Genomic DNA, 17,809 nt, shown 5'->3' on the forward strand with positions numbered 1-17,809 from the left:
GTCCTTCGAGGACGGCTTTGGTATTTCTGGAGGCTATTAAATGAAAAGTAAAACAATTCGCCGCTGGTCCTTCGTCCACACCTGGACCAGCCTGATCTGCACGGTGTTCCTGCTGCTGCTGGCGGTGACCGGTCTGCCGCTGATCTTCCACCACGAGATCGATCACCTGCTGGGCGATGCCGCCGAGTTGCAGCCAATGCCGGCGGACACTCCGCATCTGAATTTGCAGCAGCTTGTGCAGGCGGCTGAAAAGCATCGTTCCGGCGAAGTCATGCAGTACTTCAGCTTCGACGAAGACGAGCCCACTGGCGCCATCGCGATCATGGCGCCCACGGCCGGTACGGAGCCGAACTCGTCCCACACCTTCATGCTCGACGCCCGTACCGGCGAAGCGCTGGAGATGCCCTCGGCCAATGGCGGCTTCATGATGGTCATGTTGCGCTTGCACGTGGACATGTTCGCCGAACTGCCGGGCAAGTTGTGGTTGGCGTTCATGGGTTTACTGTTTGTCGTCGCGATTATCTCCGGCACCGTGTTGTACCTGCCGTTCATGCGCCGCTTGAATTTCGCCACCGTGCGCCAGGACAAATCCAGCCGCCTGCGCTGGCTCGACCTGCACAACCTGATCGGCGTGGTGACGTTGACCTGGGCCTTGGTGGTCGGCGTGACCGGCGTCATCAGTGCCTGCGCCGACCTGCTGATCGCCGCGTGGCGCAACGACAGCCTCAGCGCCATGGTCGCGCCCTACCGCGACGTGCCGCCGCTGACGCAACTGGCACCGGCCACGCGTTTGCTCGACATCGCCAGGGAGGTTGCGCCAGACATGCAACCCGACTTCATCGCCTTCCCCGGCACGCGATTCTCCAGTGAGCACCATTACGCGGTATTCATGAAGGGCAGCACACACCTGACGTCACACCTGCTGACGCCAGTCTTGATCGACGCCAGCACCCTGCAAGTCACCGCCGTGGCCGAGCGCCCGTGGTACATGGACGCCATGGGCATGTCGCAGCCACTGCATTTCGGTGACTACGGCGGCATGCCGATGAAAATCCTCTGGGCCACCCTGGATGTGCTGACCATCATCGTGCTCGGCAGTGGCGTTTACCTGTGGGTGGTGCGGCGCAAGGCCGCCAGGCCCGTGCTGGAAAAAACGGAGAGCGTGGCATGAAACCCCGGCAGTCGAATTTCTGGAAGGTCTTCGGCACGCCCACCGTCATCGCCCTGTTCAGCACGGCGGGGTTGTTTGCCGCTCTGCTCGGCGATGGCATATGGGACGCCCTGAGCTGGCTCGGCCTGGGCATCCCCGCCGCCCTCGCCCTGCGCGGCCTCCTCCAACGCCACTAAACCCGGATAAATCTGTGGAAACCTGTGGGAGCGAGCCTGCTCGCGAATGCGGTGCATCAGTCAACAGTGATGTTGAATATGATGCCTCTTCGCGAGCAGGCTCGCTCCCACAAGGGATATTGAGCAATCGCCTCAACACGCTATGCTGCCTCGACTCCGCCACCGATCGAGACCCTGCCATGTCCGCCCCGAGCATGACCCTGTACCACAACTCCCTTTCCCCCTTCGTCCGCAAGGTCATGGTGCTGCTACACGAAACCGGTCAACAGGACCGCGTGGCCCTGCAGAACTGCGTGCTCACGCCGGTCGATCCCGACAAGGCGCTGATCGACGACAACCCCCTGAGCAAAATTCCCGCCCTGCGCCTGGCCGACGGCCATGTCATCCACGACAGCCGGGTGATCCTCGACTACCTCGACCACCAACACGTCGGCAACCCGCTGATCCCCCGCGAAGGCTCCGCCCGCTGGCGGCGCATGACACTGGCGTCAATGGCCGACGGCATCATGGATGCCGCCGTACTGGTGCGCTACGAAGTCGCCCTGCGCGCCCCGGAAAAACACTGGGACGCCTGGCTCGACGGCCAGCGCGACAAAATCCGCCGCACCCTGGCGCTGCTGGAAAAAGACGCGATTGCCGAGCTGACCAGCCATTTCGACGTGGCGGCGATCAGCGTGGCCTGTGCGTTGGGGTACCTGGATTTGCGCCACCCGGATCTGGACTGGCGCACGGCGAATCCGCAGTTGGCGGCCTGGTATTTCGAGGTGAGTCAGCGGCCTTCGATGATTGCGACGATGCCGAAGGTTTGAAGCCTGCAAGGGCGCAAGACTAGCAGTTCTGATAGTAGGCAATGCCTGAAAAAGCTCCGATGCTAAGGCTCCGGCTTCGTGGACCTTGCTTGGAGTTCAGTTAATGCCTACGCATACAAGCAAAACAATTCTGTTGGCAATTGATTTACAGAACTCGGTGTTGAATGCTTTGGAGGCGAATCAACCTCAACCCATCGTCTACACACCTTACGGTCATCGCCCCCGGGCAAACGGCCTGCTCGGGTTTAACGGTGAACTGCCGGACCCGATGACGGGCCATTATCATTTGGGAAAAGGGTATCGGCAGTTCAATCCCGTGTTGATGCGGTTTAACAGTCCGGATAGCTGGAGTCCGTTTGGGGAGGGTGGCTGGAATGTGTATACGTATTGCGGGGGAGATCCGGTGAATCGGTCAGATCCAACGGGCCATGTATTGAAGAATCTAAGATCTTTTCTTCGTGAAAATATCAGGGTCGGCGCAGCCAAGCCCCCAAAGGCTGCATCAAAAAATGTTGTCAGTAGCAGCACCAATGCGTCGAGATCAGCGGGTGTCCCTGCGCGGCCATCGTCGTCCTCCCACAAGCCCAGAGCCGAACTACATCCCATTAGTTTGTCAGATAGCATGCTGTACCCCGAGCCAGATCCCACGCCCACGACACATGTACTACAGACCATTTCAACGAGTCAGCAAAAAAGCGCTAGCAACCTTATTGCTTCCGATATCACGAGAGACCGTTTGCTGAATCGCCGAACAAAATCACTGGGGAACATCTCAGAGGACTTCAACGACTACTTGGATGGATTCTATTTTTCAAAGAGGGTTGGCCCGGATGGGGGCTTTTTCACCACTCAATTTGCTGCGAATCCAAGAAGTACGCATGCAAGGCTATATGCGGCAATGGCCTCAGAATTTGTTGCGCCTCCTACTCCAGAAATACAAAGAATAATTAGAACAGGAGGCCGAAAATGAGTGGCTTTTAACAATCCGGCTTATCCGCCGTAAACCGCCGAGCCGGATTCACCGCCGCTCCAAACTCACGCAACGCCTTGGCCCCAATCAGCAACGGATAATTGAAGCTGCTGCGGTCCGTCAGGTTCACCTCAACCGTGCGCTTGACGTTACCCAGGCACAATTCCAGATCAACCACCGGCCGCTTGGTGGGCGCTGCCGTTTCATCCTCGTCTTCTTCGGAGCGGGTCTTGATCTTGCTGATCCGCGCGATCTTGTGCTCGTACACCTTATTGCTCGCATCCTTGGTGGCCAGGCGGAAACGCACCCAGTCCTCGCCATCGCGGGTGAAGGTTTCGATGTCCTTGGCCGACAGCGATGCAGTCAAAGCGCCGGTGTCCATCTTGGCCTTGAGCACTTCGCCGCCGATTTCCGGCAAGGCGATGTATTCGTAGCGTCCGTAGAGTGTCGGTTCGGCGGCCAGGACAGGCAGGGCAATGAGGGACAGCAGGGCGAGGATGGATTTCACTTGATCGTTGTCCTTGAGAGATGGGCAGCGGGATTTTAGACAGTCAGCCAGAAAATCGTTCGCTCTTCAGATCGCTTCGCGAGCAGGCTCGCTCCCACAGGGGTATGCATTCCATTGTGGGAGCGAGCCTGCTCGCGAAGAGGCCTGTACATTCACCCGAGTATCTGGACATGGCATCTTCACTCCAGCCTACCGCCACTAAAGTGAAACATTCGTCATCAGCCGATTTGGCCTGCCGCCCGAAGCCACTTATCATGGCGCGCCCAAACGTTTCCAAGAGTTGCCCATGCGCCGCCTGCTCACCGGCTGTTTCGTCACCCTGCTGCTGTTGCTCAACACTCTGGTCCTGTTCGGGCCGTTGATGGTGTTTGCCCTGCTCAAACTGGTCCTGCCCGGCCGTTTTCGTGATTACGCCTCATGGGCGGTGATGTGGATCGCCGAGACCTGGGCCGAGATCGACAAGCTGATCTTCCGCCTGTGCATCCCTACCCAATGGGACATTCGTGGCGGTGACGATCTCCGCGGCGACACGTCGTACCTGGTGATCAGCAACCATCAATCCTGGGTCGACATCCCGGCGCTGATCCAGACGCTGAACCGGCGCACGCCTTTCTTCAAATTCTTCCTCAAGAAAGAGCTGATCTGGGTGCCGTTCCTGGGCCTGGCATGGTGGGCGCTGGATTATCCATTCATGAAGCGCTACACCAAGGCGTTTCTGGCGAAAAACCCGGAGCTGGCCGGCAAGGACCTGGAGATCACCAAACAAGCCTGCGAGCTGTTCAAGCGCCAGCCCGTGACCGTGGTCAATTACCTGGAAGGCACGCGCTACACCAGCGCCAAGAGCACCCAGCAACAATCGCCGTTCACCCACCTGCTCAAACCCAAGGCGGGCGGCGTGGCGTTCGTCCTGGCGGCAATGGGCGAACAGCTCGATGCCATCCTCGACGTGACGGTCGTGTATCCGCAGCAAGAGATTCCGGGCTTCTGGGATTTGATCAGCGGCAACGTGCCGAGGGTCATCATCGACATCAAGACCCGCGAACTTGACCCGGCGCTGTGGCAAGGCGATTACGAAAACGATCCGCTGTTTCGTGAACAGGTCCAGAACTGGGTCAACCAGCTCTGGACCGAGAAAGACCAACGCATCGACGCGTTGCGCGCCGAAAGTCGCTGATCAGCTACCAGTTCCGGCGCCCCAGATCCCGCCCAGGCTTTGCAGCAGCGGACCCGCGACGCCTTGCTGACCGAGGTATTGCAGGATCACCGGGGTGAACAGGCCGATCATGCCGCTGTCCATGCCCAGCGTGGTGAAGGCATTGTTCAGGTCATTAGTATTCTTGACGTTGCCCAAGGCGTTATCCAGCCCGGCCGCCTTGCCGGTCGAACCGAGCAAGCCGGCTATCGCCCCCAGTTCACCGCCACCCGAGAGAATGTCGATCCCCGGCACGCTTTTGGCCAGTTCCGAGTAGTCGGTCGAACTCAACTGATTCTTCGCCAGACCGAGCATCGCCCCGGCGCCGCCGATGGCTTGTTCCGGCGTCACGTTCAATTCGCTCAGCGCACCCAGCAAATCGGCTGTCTCTGAAGTCGGCGCCGCTTGCGTGGCCGCGTTGCCGCCATTCATCCCGGAAATGGCATTGGCCGCATCGCTCAGGCTGAACTGGGCAAAGACCGGGCTGGCCGCCAGTGTCATGAGCGATGCCAGTGCAAAACCGCGTGAAATCTTCATCCAGACACCCTCAATGAAAACCGCCCGGAAATGGGCGGCGAAAAACTGTGCGTTGGACTGACAAGCCCCAACATTGTTCCCAGCCTCCTGTGGGAGCGGGCTTGCTCGCTCCCACAAAAAAACATTCGACGCTGCATCCAGTCTGGCCCGTCGCACGTATATCAAGCACGGACAGACATTCCTGGCCGATTCCCCACCAGAGGATCATCACCATGAAACGCACTTCGATCAAAACGCCGTTCATTGCCACCCTGCTGACCCTGGCCCTTGGCGGCGCATTCGCCCTGAACACTGTGCAAGCGGCAACCATGAGCCACGACAACGTGACGGTCGGTGGCCAAGCCATGTTGCCGAGCAAAGACATCGTCGATAACGCGGTGAACTCCGCCGACCACACCACCCTGGTCGCCGCCGTGAAAGCCGCCGGTCTGGTCGATACCCTGAAAGGCAAAGGTCCATTCACGGTGTTCGCACCGGTCAACTCAGCTTTCACCGCCCTTCCCGCCGGCACCGTCGATACGCTGCTCAAACCGGAAAACAAGGCCACCCTGAGCAAAATCCTCACCTACCACGTGGTCGCCGGCAAACTCGACATGGCCACCCTGGCCGACAAGATCAAGGCCGGTGGCGGTAAAACCGAGCTCACCACGGTTGCTGGCGGCAAGCTGTGGGCAATGATGAACGGCCCGCACAACATCACCATCAAGGATGAAAAAGGTGACGTCGCCGACATCACCACCTATGACGTGTACCAGTCCAATGGCGTGATACAGGTCATCGACAAAGTGCTGATGCCGAAAAGCTGAGCCCTGCCGCCGACCCCGCGCATCGGGGTCGGCGGGTTTGCCGAGGTGTCCGACCGTGAATGGAACAACTGCACGGCGTGATCTAACCTCAGCCCTCACACCACCCAACCCGTGTGCCTGGAGAACTGTGACTCCCATCGCCGACGCCGATCAGCTCCGGCAGCTCCTGGCCCAGTGTTCACTGGGGGACCGCCGCGCCTTCGAGACGCTCTACCGCAGCGTCGGTCCTCGGCTGCACGGTGTGGCCCTGCGCTTCATGGGCCGCCAGGACCTCGCGGAGGAAGTGCTGCAGGAAAGCTTCGTGCGCATCTGGAACAACGCTTCGCGCTATGAAGCCCATCTGTCGGCGCCGTTGACCTGGATGATCAACATCACGCGAAATCAAGCCATCGACCAGTTGCGCAAACACCGCGACCGGCCGTTGAGCGATGCTGAAGAACAAACGCTGGTGGATGAAAGTCCCTCGGTCGACGAACAGCTGAACAGCGCCCGCGAAGCCAGCGCCCTGAACCGCTGCCTGGACAGCCTCGACGGCATGCAGCGCCAATCGATCACCGTTGCGTACTTTCAGGGCCTGTCATGCGCCGAACTGGCCGAACACCTGGCGGCCCCACTCGGCTCGGTCAAGTCCTGGATCCGCCGTGGCATGGAGCGCCTGCGCAGGTGCCTTGAATCATGAACTATCAGACCCCGACCCTACGCCGCGCCCTCGCCGCCGACTACGCCATCGGCCTGATGCCCCCCGCCGCGCGCCGACGTTTCGAACAGTTGCTACTGGAAGACGCGGCGCTGCGGGTGGAACTGGCGCAATGGCAAGAGAGCCTCGCCAGCTTGACCGATGCACTCCCCGAGCAGCCGGTGCCGGAGCGGGTCTGGCAAGGCATTACGGCGCGCATCGAACCACAAGAACTGCATGTGCCGCAGAAACGTCCGTTCTGGAATTGGCTGCGAGTAACAGTCGCAGCGTGCTCACTGGTGATCGCCGTGACCCTTGGCGTGATCTACAACCGTGACGACGCCCGCTACAGCGCCACGCTGGTCAGCGCCGATGCGCAGCCGGCGTTGCGGGTTCGGGCTCATGAGAATTTCCTGCAAGTCGAACCGGTGACACTGGCAGCGGTAGAGCCAGAACACAGTCTGGAGTTGTGGGCAATTCCGGCAGATGGCAAGCCGATTTCTCTCGGGGTGATTCCAGCGGGGGGCAAGGGAAAAGTTGAGTTGAACGACGCGCAGAAAGCACTGATTGGCAAACCGATTGCGCTGGCGGTCAGCCTTGAACCCAAGGGTGGCTCACCGACCGGACAGCCGACGGGGCCGGTTCTCTATCAAGGGGCTTTAGCGGCGTTGTGAAAATATAGGCTCAAAAAAAACGGCGACCCGAAGGTCGCCGTTTTAGTTTGCGTGAAGCCTTACGCCGCACTAAACAACTTATGCGGATCAATCACAAACTTCTTCGGCACACCCGCATCAAACTCGCCATACCCTTCCGGCGCCTGATCCAGGCTGATCACCTGCACACCCACCACTTCGGCAATGTTGATGCGATCCCACATGATCGCCTGCATCAGCTGGCGGTTGTACTTCATCACCGGGGTCTGGCCGGTGTGGAAGCTGTGGGATTTGGCCCAGCCGAGGCCGAAGCGGATGCTCAGGCTGCCCATTTTCGCGGCAGCGTCCACGGCACCCGGATCTTCGGTGACGTAGAGGCCAGGGATGCCGATTTTGCCGGCAACACGGACCACGCCCATCAACGAGTTAAGTACAGTAGCCGGAGCTTCGTGTTTCACGCCGTCGTGGCCGTGACCGCGGGCTTCGAAGCCTACGGCGTCGATGGCGCAATCCACTTCCGGTTCGCCCAGCAGCGCGGCGATTTGCTCGTGCAGCGGGGTGTCGAGGGACAGGTCGGCGATTTCGAAACCCTGGGCCTTGGCGTGGGCCAGGCGCACGGTGTTGACGTCACCGACGATGACCACTGCTGCACCCAGCAGGCGAGCGGAAGCGGCAGCCGCGAGGCCGACGGGACCTGCACCCGCGATGTAGACGGTGCTGCCAGGGCCAACGCCGGCCGTCACGGCACCGTGGTAGCCGGTTGGCAGGATGTCGGAGAGGCAGGTCAGGTCGCGGATTTTTGCCATCGCGCGATCGCGATCAGGCAGTTTCAGCAGGTTGAAGTCGGCGTACGGCACCATGGCGTATTCCGCCTGACCACCGGTCCAGTCGCCCATGTCCACATAGCCATAAGCACCGCCCGGACGCGCCGGGTTAACGCTCAGGCACACGCCGGTGTGCATTTCCTTGCAGGAACGGCAGCGCCCGCAAGCCACGTTGAACGGTACGGACACCAGGTCGCCGATTTGCAGGTTTTCGACGTCGCGGCCCTTCTCGATCACTTCACCGGTGATCTCGTGACCCAGCACCAAGCCGGTTTGAGCGGTGGTACGACCGCGCACCATGTGCTGGTCGGAACCACAGATGTTGGTGGAAACCACACGCAGGATGACGGCGTGTTCGATCTTCCTGCCGCGCGGGTCCTGCATTTTCGGATAGTCGATTTTCTGTACTTCGACCTTGCCAGCGCCGAGATACACCACACCACGATTGCCAGACATGCTTTCACCTCGCTGTTTTGTTTTTATGGATCCGCGTTGCCCAGGCAGGCAGCGCGTTAAGTGCTCGGGTACAGATGCTGTTTCTTGTGTTGCCTTTAAGGGCCTCATCGCTGGCAAGTCAGCTCCCACAGTGGGCCGGGATAACCACAGACTTTGTGAACGACACAAAAACCTGTGGGAGCTGGCTTGCCAGCGATGGCGATCTAAAGAACGACGGTTCTGTTGGCGTTCAAAAACACCCTTCTCTCAATGTGATAACCCACAGCCCGCGCCAGGGTCAGCCCTTCGATATCCCGCCCCTTGGCGATCAGGTCTTCGGGATAATGACTGTGATCCACCACTTCGACGCCCTGGGCGATGATCGGCCCTTCGTCGAGGTCGTTGTTGATGTAATGCGCCGTGGCGCCAACCAGTTTCACGCCCTTGTTGTAGGCCTGGTGGTAAGGCTTGGCGCCCTTGAAACCCGGCAGCAAGGAGTGGTGGATGTTGATTGCCTTGCCGTCGAGTTTGCGGCACAACTCCGGCGACAGGACCTGCATGTAGCGGGCAAGGATCACCAGTTCGGCGCCGGACTCTTCGATCACCTGCAACACCTGACGCTCCTGGGACGGTTTGTCGTTGGGGTCCAGCGGGAAGTGGTAGTACGGAATCTGGTGCCAGTCGGCCAGCGGCTTGAGGTCCGGGTGGTTGGAAACCACGGCCGCCACGTCCATCGCCAATTGGCCGATGCGCTGGCGGTAGAGCAAATCGTTGAGGCAGTGATCGGCCTTGGACACCATGATCACCACTTTCGGGCGGTGATGAGGCGGGGTCAGTTCGAAGATCATGCCGAATGCTTCGCCACGCTCGGCAAGGCCCGCACGGAATGACTGCTCGTCGAAGCCGTCAGGCTGGCGAAACTCCACACGAATGAAGAAACGCCCCGAAAGGCGATCATCGAAGGAGTGGTGTTCGGTGACGTAGCAGCTCTGCTCGAACAGAAAGCGGGTCACCGCGTCCACCGTGCCGAGCACGCTGGGGCAGTCGGCAGTCAGAATCCATGTGTCTGGGGCGCGGCTCATAGTGCGGTGACTCCTGAAAAATCGGTGATGAAAACACCTCTTCCTGTGGGAGCGAGCCTGCTCGCGAAGAGGGCGTGTCAGACGACATCAATGTTGTTGATACACCGCCTTCGCGAGCAGGCTCGCTCCCACAGGTGATCGCCTCCATGGCGGGTTGTGATCAGGCCTGAACGCTCAAGCCGTACTCGGCCGAAGCATCCTGCAACCACAACCACCAGTAATCCGAGAAGCTGCGACGGATCAGCAGTTCCCAGGTGTCTTCGGCAGTGTGGCGAATCATCAGTTGCGACTTGGCGAACACCGTGCCCACAGCCTTGCCCACCGGGAAGTTGTTGGGGTGCACGTCATAGCTGGTGGATTTCATCAGCACCTGGCGCACGTTCGGGCCGCTCAGTTCGAGGATCTGCTGGCCGCCGCTGACGTTGACGATCTGGATGTGCAGGTCGCCCAGCGCTTTGCGCAGCTTTTGCTCGGCGGCGAATTCTTCACCGGTTGGCACGATCAGAAGCCATTCATCCGGCCCCATCCATTGCAGGCTGGTTTCGCCTTTGACGATGACGGTCAGAGCACCCGGCAACTCGATGCCGAGCGCCTTGTGCACGCCGGCGGCGAACGCGGCATCGTGGCCATCGCCACGGATGGTCAGGTGGCCGAGGAGTTTTTTCTCGCGCACGGTCACGCCGGCGCTCTTGCGACCCTTGCCCACCAGGCTGGCGAGGTCGGCATGATGCAGCGACGACTCGGCCTTGGCCCCGGAGGTTGGGCGTTGTTGGTAAACATTGGCTGCGGTCATAAAGCACCTGTTCCTGAATTCTGTTGGCCTTGTGGTGACTGTTCTGCCGTCTTCGCGAGCAGGCTCGTTCCCACAAGGGTTACGCGGTCTCCTGTGGGAGCGAGCCTGCTCGCGAAAGCGTCAGCAGCCGCCCCACAGGACCCAAGGCCATTACACGTTCTGGCGTTCGCCTTTCGGATCGAAGAACACCGAAGACACGATTTCCGCCTCGATCACGCTGCCGTCCGCCAATGGCGCGAACACGCGCTCACCCATGCGGTTCAGGCCGCCCTTGACCACGCCCATGGCAAACGAATAGCCCAGGGAGTTGTGCAGGTAACTGGAGGTCACGTGACCGACCATGGTCATCGGGATCGCCTGCTTGGTGTTGAACACCAGTTGCGCACCTTCCGGCAGCCATACATTCGGATCGATCGGCTTCAGGCCAACCAGCTGTTTGCGCTGGTCACGCACGCAGTCTTCACGGTTCATGCCACGCCAGCCGATCCACGAGAACGGTTTGGTACGGCCGACACACCAGCCCATGTTCAGGTCATCCGGGGTCATCGAGCTGTCAGTGTCCTGACCGACGATGATGAAGCCCTTCTCGGCCCGCAGTACGTGCATGGTTTCGGTGCCGTACGGCGTCAGGTTGTACTTCTTGCCGGCGTCGACGATTTTCTCGAGCACGCCCATGGCGTAGTCGGCTTGCACGTTGACTTCGTACGACAGCTCACCGGTAAACGAAATCCGGAACACCCGCGCCGGCACACCGCCCACCTCACCTTCTTTCCAGGTCATGAACGGGAAGGCTTCGTTGCTCAGGTCGATGTCGGTGACTTCGCTGAGCAGCTTGCGGCTGTTCGGCCCGGACAGGGTCATGGTCGCCCAGTGATCGGTCACGGAGGTGAAGTACACCTTCAGGTCAGGCCATTCGGTCTGGTGGTACAGCTCCAGCCATTGCAGTACGCGTGCAGCGCCACCGGTGGTGGTGGTCATCACGAAGTGGTTGTCCGCCAGGCAAGCCGTCACGCCGTCGTCGAACACCATGCCGTCTTCTTTGCACATCAGGCCGTAACGGGCCTTGCCCACGTCGAGCTTGGTCCAGGCGTTGGTGTACACGCGGTTGAGGAACTCGCGGGCATCCGGACCCTGGATGTCGATCTTGCCCAGGGTCGAAGCGTCCAGCAGGCCGACGCTGTCGCGCACGGCTTTGCATTCGCGCTTCACTGCCGCGTGCATGTCTTCACCGGATTTCGGGAAGTACCACGGACGTTTCCACTGACCAACGTCTTCAAACTCGGCGCCGTTTTTCAGGTGCCATTGATGCAGCGCGGTGTAGCGCACTGGCTCGAAGATGTGCCCGCAGTGACGGCCGGCCACGGCGCCGAAAGTCACCGGCGTGTAGTTCGGACGGAACATGGTGGTGCCCATCTGCGGGATGGTCACGTTCAGCGAACGGGCGGCAATGGCCAGACCATTGACGTTACCCAGCTTGCCCTGATCGGTGCCGAAGCCCAGCGCGGTGTAGCGCTTGACGTGTTCGACCGACTCGAAGCCTTCGCGGGTCGCCAGTTCGATGGCAGCGGCGGTGACGTCGTTTTGCAGGTCGACGAATTGCTTCGGCGCCCGTGCGGTGTTCTTTTCATGAGGCACCTGGAACAGCGCCAGGGTTGGCTCTTCCAGGCGGGCCAGAGCCTTCGGCAGCGTCGCTTCGACCGCACCGAAACCGGCTTCGCTGGCAGCGCGCACGCCCCCTTCAAAACCATCGGCCAGGGAATCGCCAAGGCCATAGACGCCGTTGATGCCACCCACGCACACGCGTTTCTGCGGTGCTTCGCCCGGTACGAAACCGAGGATGTCTTCACGCCAGATCGGCTTGCCGCCCAGGTGCGAAGCCAAGTGAACCACCGGGCTGTAGCCGCCGGAGCTGGCGACGATGTCACAGTCGAGCCACTCGCCAGGGCTGGTGACTTTGTGGCCTTTCACATCGATGGCCGCGACGCGTGCAGCGGTGACGCGCTTGCTGCCACGGGCCTCGATCACGGCGCTGCCGGTGAGGATGCGAATACCTTTGGCGCGTGCCTCTTCCACCAGCGCCCCCCGTGGGTTGCTGCGGGCGTCGGCGATGGCCACCACTTGCAGGCTGGCATCGAGCCAATCCAGGGCCACGCGATAGGCGTGATCGTTGTTGGTGGACAGCACCAGTTTTTTGCCCGGTGCCACGCCGTAACGGCGCACGTAAGTCGACACAGCGCCGGCCAGCATGTTGCCCGGCACGTCGTTGTTGCCGTAGACCAATGGACGCTCGTGGGCGCCGGTCGCCAGCACTACACGCTTGGCACGAACCCGGTGGATGCGCTGACGTACCTGGCCAATCGGTGCGCGGTCGCCGAGGTGATCGGTGAGGCGTTCGTGAATGGTCAGGAAGTTATGGTCGTGGTAGCCGTTGACCGTGGCGCGCGGCAACAGCAGCACGTCCGGGGTGTTCTTCAGCTCGGCGATGACGCTGGCGACCCACTCCACGGCAGGCTTGCCGTCCAGGCTTTCGCGGGAGTCGAGCAGGCTGCCGCCGAACTCTTCCTGCTCATCGGCGAGGATCACACGCGCACCGCTGCGTGCAGCCGCCAGTGCTGCCGCCAGGCCAGCAGGGCCGGCGCCGACGATCAGTACGTCGCAGTGCTGGTTCATGTAGTCGTAGGTGTCCGGATCGTTCTCGGTCGGCGAACGACCAAGACCGGCAGCCTTACGAATGTACTTCTCGTAGGTCATCCAGAACGATTGTGGGTACATGAAGGTTTTGTAGTAGAAGCCCGGCGGCATCAGCTTGCCGCCGACCTTGCCGAGAATCCCCATCATGTCGTTGTTCACGCTCGGCCAGCCGTTGGTGCTGGTGGCGACCAGGCCTTGGTACAGCGCTTGTTGCGTGGCCCGTACGTTCGGAATCTGCGTGGCTTCGGTGGCGCCGATCTGCAGCACCGCGTTCGGCTCTTCAGCACCGGCGGCGAAGATGCCGCGCGGACGGGAGTACTTGAAGCTGCGACCGATGATGTCGACGCCGTTGGCCAGCAGTGCAGCGGCCAGGGAGTCGCCTTCGAAGCCTTTGTAGCTCTGGCCGTTGAAGGTGAAGCTCAGGACTTTGTTGCGGTCGATCCGTCCGCCGTTGGACAGGCGATTGATCTGGCTCATACCTTCTCTCCCAGAGCCGTGCTGGCCGCTTTCGGGCTATCGGTCTTGTCGGTGAATTGTGGCTTGGTGCCGATCTTGTAGGTTTCGAGAATCTCGTAGGTCACGGTGTCGCGGGTGACGTTGAAGTACTGGCGGCAACCGGCGACGTGATCCCACAGCTCGTGGTGCAGGCCGCGAGGGTTATCGCGGAAGAACATATAGTCGCCCCACTCCTCGTCGGTGCAGCTGTTCGGATCCAGTGGACGCGGAATGTGCGCCTGGCCGGATGCATGGAATTCCTCTTCGGAGCGCAGTTCGCCGCAGTGAGGACAGAAGATATGCAACATGGGGATTTCTCCTGTTAGTGGGCAACCGCAGCAGCGCCGTGTTCATCGATCAACGCACCGTTGTGGAAACGGTCGATGGAGAAAGGTGCGGCCAATGGGTGCATTTCACCCTTGGCCAGGCTCGCGGCAAATACGTTGCCCGAGCCAGGTGTTGCCTTGAAGCCGCCGGTGCCCCAACCGCAGTTGAAGAACATGTTCGGTACCGGGGTTTTCGAGATGATCGGGCAGGCATCAGGCGTCGTATCGACGATGCCGCCCCACTGACGGTTCATGCGGACACGGGACAGCACCGGGAACATTTCGACGATGGCCTGGATGGTGTGCTCGATCACCGGGTACGAACCACGCTGGCCGTAGCCGTTGTAGCCGTCGATACCGGCGCCGATCACCAGGTCGCCCTTGTCGGACTGGCTGATGTAACCGTGTACGGCGTTGGACATGATCACGCTGTCGATGATCGGCTTGATCGGCTCGGACACCAGCGCTTGCAGCGGGTGCGATTCGATCGGCAGGCGGAAACCGGCCAGTTTGGCCATGTGCCCGGAGTTACCGGCGGTCACTACACCGACGCGCTTGGCGCCGATGAAGCCCTTGTTGGTTTCCACGCCGATGCACACGCCGTTTTCCTTGCGGAAACCGATCACTTCGGTCTGCTGGATCAGGTCCACGCCGAGGGCGTCGGCGGCACGGGCAAAGCCCCAGGCCACGGCATCGTGACGGGCCACGCCGCCGCGACGCTGGACGGTGGCGCCCATCACCGGGTAGCGGGTGTTCTTCGAGCAGTCCAGGTACGGAATCTCGTCCGCGACCTGTTTTGCGTTGAGCAGCTCGCCGTCCACGCCGTTGAGGCGGTTGGCGCTGACCCGACGCTCGGAATCACGGATGTCCTGCAGGGTGTGGCACAGGTTGTAGACGCCGCGCTGGGAGAACATCACGTTGTAGTTCAGGTCCTGGGACAGGCCTTCCCACAGTTTCATCGCATGTTCGTACAGGTGCGCCGACTCGTCCCACAGGTAGTTGGAGCGAACGATGGTGGTGTTGCGCGCGGTGTTACCGCCGCCCAACCAGCCCTTTTCGACCACGGCCACGTTGGTGATGCCGTGTTCCTTGGCCAGGTAGTAGGCGGTCGCCAGACCATGCCCGCCGCCGCCGACGATGACCACGTCGTAGACCTTTTTCGGGGTCGGTGTACGCCACATCCGCTGCCAGTTTTCGTGGTGGCTGAGGGAGTGTTTGAAGAGGCCGAAGCCTGAGTAGCGTTGCATAGTCATTTACTCCAAAACCGCACTCAGCGATAAACCGGGAAGTCCGCGCACAGGGCCGAAACCTGCTGGGCGACATTGGCCTCGACATCGGCGTCGCCGAGGTTGTCGAGGATGTCGCAGATCCAGCCGGCCAGCGTGACGCACTGGGTCACCTTGAAGCCGCGCGTGGTCACCGCCGGGGTGCCGATACGCAGGCCGGACGTCACGAACGGCGACTGCGGATCGTTCGGGACAGCGTTCTTGTTCACAGTGATGTGGGCGCGACCGAGGGCTGCGTCTGCTTCTTTACCGGTGAGGCCCTGACGGATCAGGCTGACCAGGAACAGGTGGTTATCGGTACCGCCGGACACTACATCGTAGCCGCGTTTGATAAACACGCCGGCCATCGCCTGGGCGTTGTCGATCACTTGCTGCTGATAGGCCTTGAAGCCTGGCTCCAGCGCTTCCTTGAAGCACACCGCCTTACCGGCGATCACGTGCATCAGCGGGCCACCCTGGGCACCGGGGAATACCGCCGCGTTGAGCTTCTTCTCGATTTCTTCGTTGGACTTGGCCAGGATCAGGCCGCCACGTGGACCACGCAGGGTCTTGTGGGTGGTGGTGGTCACCACGTCGGCGTAAGGCAGCGGGTTCGGGTACAGGCCGGCAGCGACCAGACCGGCCACGTGGGCCATGTCGACGAACAGCAGCGCGCCCACCTTGTCGGCGATCTGACGGAAGCGCGGGAAGTCCAGGGTCTTGGAGTAAGCGGAGAAACCGGCAACGATCATCTTCGGCTTGTGCTCGACGGCCAGGCGCTCGACTTCGTCGTAATCGATCAGGCCGGTCTTGGTGTCGATACCGTATTGAACGGCGTTGTACAGCTTGCCCGAGGACGACACCTTGGCACCGTGGGTCAGGTGACCACCGTGGGCCAGGCTCATGCCCAGGATGGTGTCGCCGGCTTGCAGCAGGGCCAGGTACACGGCGCTGTTGGCCGAGGAACCGGAGTGCGGCTGCACGTTGGCGTAATCGGCGCCGAACAGTTGCTTGGCGCGTTCGATGGCCAGGGCTTCAACCTTGTCGACGTGTTCGCAGCCACCGTAGTAGCGCTTGCCCGGATAACCTTCGGCGTATTTGTTGGTCAGGCCGCTGCCTTGCGCTTCCATCACGCGCTTGCTGGTGTAGTTCTCGGACGCGATCAGCTCGATGTGATCTTCCTGACGTTGCTCCTCGGCATTCATCGCCGCCAGCAGTGCATCGTCGTAACCCTGGATCTGGTCTTGCTTGCTGAACATCGCGTCTCTCCCAGCGGCATCTGTGCGCCATTCGTCTCGGTAAGGCACTGGCGTTTCGGCAGTGCCCTTTGATAGCGATGGTATGACCGAGGCAGACAGGTCAAATGCCTATGGGCGCCACGTAAAGGTGCGTTTACGACATGGCGGGAAATGGCAGGCCGGGTACAGTCCGCGAACCAGCCGAAATCCCCTGTGGGAGCGAGCCTGCTCGCGAAGGCGATGGGTCAGCAACGTTGATGTCGCCTGACACTCCCTCTTCGCGAGCAGGCTCGCTCCCACAGGGTTTGCATCCAGTTCCAGGGGTTAAGCGAGAACCTGTCGCAATGCCAGCAAAACGAGGAAATGCGCGGGATACAAGGCATACGCCCAGCGCCGCATCGGCGGTGGTTTTACGGCGTGGGCGTGTCGCAACAGGAACAGCCCCAGCCATGGCGCAATCAGACAAGTGGCAATGGCCGCCATCGCCACGTGATTACCCAATCGAATGGCGTAATACAGCACCTGCCACTGATTGGCCGCCAGGCAGACCAGCCCCGGCAGCAACGCGAAATACCAGGGACGCCGAATCACCAGCAGCATCGCCAACGGCAACAGAACACCGAAAAAACCGAACATCAGTCGCCCCCAAAACAGCGCCGCCAGAACCAGCGCTGCGCCAGCCAACAATCGCGCCTGCAACGTGCGGTCTCGCCAGCCCCGCGCCACCAGCAAGCCCAAGGCAAGGGTGGGCAACACGTTCAAGGTGTCGGGATCGGGAATGTAGATTCGGTAGGGAATTTCACTCACGGCGCTAAACAGCAGCAACCAGCCCAAGTATCGCCACTGCCCGCTGGCCGGGACCACCTCGGTCCGCGCCAGATTCGCCGCCATCGCCAGGCAGAACCACGGGAACGCCAGACGCCCCGGCACATACAGCCAATCGGCGGAGTAACCGACATATCGCAGGTGATCGAGCACCATGCTCAGCAGCGCCAGCCACTTGAGCAAATCCAGTGCACGGTCGCGCTGCTTTAAGTCAATAGACACGTGCATAATTGCCCGGCATCCCAGTAAATTTCTGACAGTGACATCCCGTGCGCCCCCCGGACGATCTTCGGTAAAGTGCGCACCATCATTGACCACGAGGCGCCTCACCATAGGC

The 17,809-nt window shown here is 61.0% G+C and carries 18 protein-coding genes; 8 read left to right on the top strand and 10 right to left on the bottom strand.

Annotated elements, in window-relative coordinates:
- Window positions 1–40 precede the first annotated feature (40 nt).
- From BJ917_RS18865 to BJ917_RS18880, 4 genes are all read left to right on the top strand, one after another.
- Complete coding sequence (locus BJ917_RS18865) at window positions 41–1,171, top strand: PepSY domain-containing protein (protein WP_121104069.1); 1,131 nt, start codon at window positions 41–43, stop codon at window positions 1,169–1,171.
- Window positions 1,168–1,347 carry a hypothetical protein gene (locus BJ917_RS18870; protein WP_121104071.1) on the top strand — a complete coding sequence of 60 codons (180 nt, stop codon included), beginning with the start codon at window positions 1,168–1,170 and terminating at the stop codon, window positions 1,345–1,347. The genes BJ917_RS18865 and BJ917_RS18870 overlap by 4 nt, the downstream gene beginning before the upstream one ends.
- Before the next feature lie 179 nt (window positions 1,348–1,526).
- Entirely contained in the window at window positions 1,527–2,156 is a 630-nt protein-coding gene (locus tag BJ917_RS18875; protein WP_121104073.1) for a glutathione S-transferase, read from the top strand.
- Between the two features lie 103 nt (window positions 2,157–2,259).
- Complete coding sequence (locus BJ917_RS18880) at window positions 2,260–3,126, top strand: RHS repeat-associated core domain-containing protein (RefSeq protein WP_121104074.1); 867 nt, start codon at window positions 2,260–2,262, stop codon at window positions 3,124–3,126.
- Window positions 3,127–3,133: 7 nt separating this feature from the next.
- Here BJ917_RS18880 and BJ917_RS18885 read toward each other — a convergent pair whose 3' ends face one another.
- On the bottom strand, window positions 3,134–3,634 hold the full coding sequence (locus BJ917_RS18885; RefSeq protein WP_121104076.1) for an ATP-dependent zinc protease: 501 nt from the start codon (window positions 3,632–3,634) through the stop codon (window positions 3,134–3,136).
- Window positions 3,635–3,920: 286 nt separating this feature from the next.
- On the opposite strand from BJ917_RS18885, the gene BJ917_RS18890 reads away from it, so the two are divergent.
- A complete protein-coding gene (locus BJ917_RS18890) occupies window positions 3,921–4,808 on the top strand; it encodes an acyltransferase (RefSeq protein ID WP_096514584.1) in 888 nt (295 codons plus the stop codon).
- Here BJ917_RS18890 and BJ917_RS18895 read toward each other — a convergent pair whose 3' ends face one another.
- Window positions 4,809–5,363, bottom strand: coding sequence for a DUF2780 domain-containing protein (locus BJ917_RS18895; protein ID WP_096514582.1), 555 nt, complete (start codon window positions 5,361–5,363; stop codon window positions 4,809–4,811).
- Window positions 5,364–5,575: 212 nt separating this feature from the next.
- On the opposite strand from BJ917_RS18895, the gene BJ917_RS18900 reads away from it, so the two are divergent.
- The 3 genes from BJ917_RS18900 to BJ917_RS18910 are packed head-to-tail and all read left to right on the top strand — an operon-like array spanning window position 5,576 to window position 7,519.
- Window positions 5,576–6,169, top strand: a complete 594-nt coding sequence (locus BJ917_RS18900) for a fasciclin domain-containing protein (RefSeq protein ID WP_096514580.1) — start codon at window positions 5,576–5,578, stop codon at window positions 6,167–6,169.
- A 55-nt stretch (window positions 6,170–6,224) separates the two neighbouring features.
- Window positions 6,225–6,848, top strand: coding sequence for an RNA polymerase sigma factor (locus tag BJ917_RS18905; RefSeq protein ID WP_121104078.1), 624 nt, complete (start codon window positions 6,225–6,227; stop codon window positions 6,846–6,848).
- The gene (locus BJ917_RS18910; RefSeq protein WP_096514576.1) at window positions 6,845–7,519 is read left to right on the top strand and encodes an anti-sigma factor domain-containing protein; all 675 of its coding nucleotides are present in this window, start codon (window positions 6,845–6,847) and stop codon (window positions 7,517–7,519) included. Before BJ917_RS18905 ends, BJ917_RS18910 begins: the two co-directional genes overlap by 4 nt.
- 59 nt (window positions 7,520–7,578) lie before the next feature.
- Here the strand turns inward: BJ917_RS18910 and fdhA are convergent, their stop codons facing one another.
- The 8 genes from fdhA to BJ917_RS18950 all read right to left on the bottom strand — a co-directional run bounded on the left by fdhA (window position 7,579) and on the right by BJ917_RS18950 (window position 17,700).
- Entirely contained in the window at window positions 7,579–8,778 is a 1,200-nt protein-coding gene (gene fdhA, locus BJ917_RS18915) for a formaldehyde dehydrogenase, glutathione-independent (protein ID WP_008057129.1), read from the bottom strand.
- A gap of 203 nt (window positions 8,779–8,981) precedes the next feature.
- Window positions 8,982–9,839, bottom strand: a complete 858-nt coding sequence (gene purU, locus BJ917_RS18920; RefSeq protein ID WP_096514574.1) for a formyltetrahydrofolate deformylase — start codon at window positions 9,837–9,839, stop codon at window positions 8,982–8,984.
- Between the two features lie 160 nt (window positions 9,840–9,999).
- Window positions 10,000–10,632: a sarcosine oxidase subunit gamma gene (locus BJ917_RS18925; RefSeq protein ID WP_096514572.1), complete on the bottom strand. Its 633-nt coding sequence runs from the start codon at window positions 10,630–10,632 to the stop codon at window positions 10,000–10,002.
- 150 nt (window positions 10,633–10,782) lie between these two features.
- A complete protein-coding gene (locus BJ917_RS18930) occupies window positions 10,783–13,800 on the bottom strand; it encodes a sarcosine oxidase subunit alpha (protein ID WP_121104080.1) in 3,018 nt (1,005 codons plus the stop codon).
- Complete coding sequence (locus BJ917_RS18935; RefSeq protein ID WP_007980417.1) at window positions 13,797–14,126, bottom strand: sarcosine oxidase subunit delta; 330 nt, start codon at window positions 14,124–14,126, stop codon at window positions 13,797–13,799. Before BJ917_RS18935 ends, BJ917_RS18930 begins: the two co-directional genes overlap by 4 nt.
- 14 nt (window positions 14,127–14,140) lie before the next feature.
- Window positions 14,141–15,391: a sarcosine oxidase subunit beta gene (locus tag BJ917_RS18940; protein WP_003206307.1), complete on the bottom strand. Its 1,251-nt coding sequence runs from the start codon at window positions 15,389–15,391 to the stop codon at window positions 14,141–14,143.
- Window positions 15,392–15,414: 23 nt separating this feature from the next.
- Window positions 15,415–16,668 carry a serine hydroxymethyltransferase gene (gene glyA / locus BJ917_RS18945; protein ID WP_096514568.1) on the bottom strand — a complete coding sequence of 418 codons (1,254 nt, stop codon included), beginning with the start codon at window positions 16,666–16,668 and terminating at the stop codon, window positions 15,415–15,417.
- Window positions 16,669–16,971: 303 nt separating this feature from the next.
- On the bottom strand, window positions 16,972–17,700 hold the full coding sequence (locus tag BJ917_RS18950) for a TraX family protein (RefSeq protein WP_256658558.1): 729 nt from the start codon (window positions 17,698–17,700) through the stop codon (window positions 16,972–16,974).
- Window positions 17,701–17,809 lie beyond the last annotated feature (109 nt).

It is taken from the genome of Pseudomonas sp. WPR_5_2 (assembly GCF_003634475.1).
In the GTDB taxonomy this organism is placed as follows: domain Bacteria; phylum Pseudomonadota; class Gammaproteobacteria; order Pseudomonadales; family Pseudomonadaceae; genus Aquipseudomonas; species Aquipseudomonas izuensis.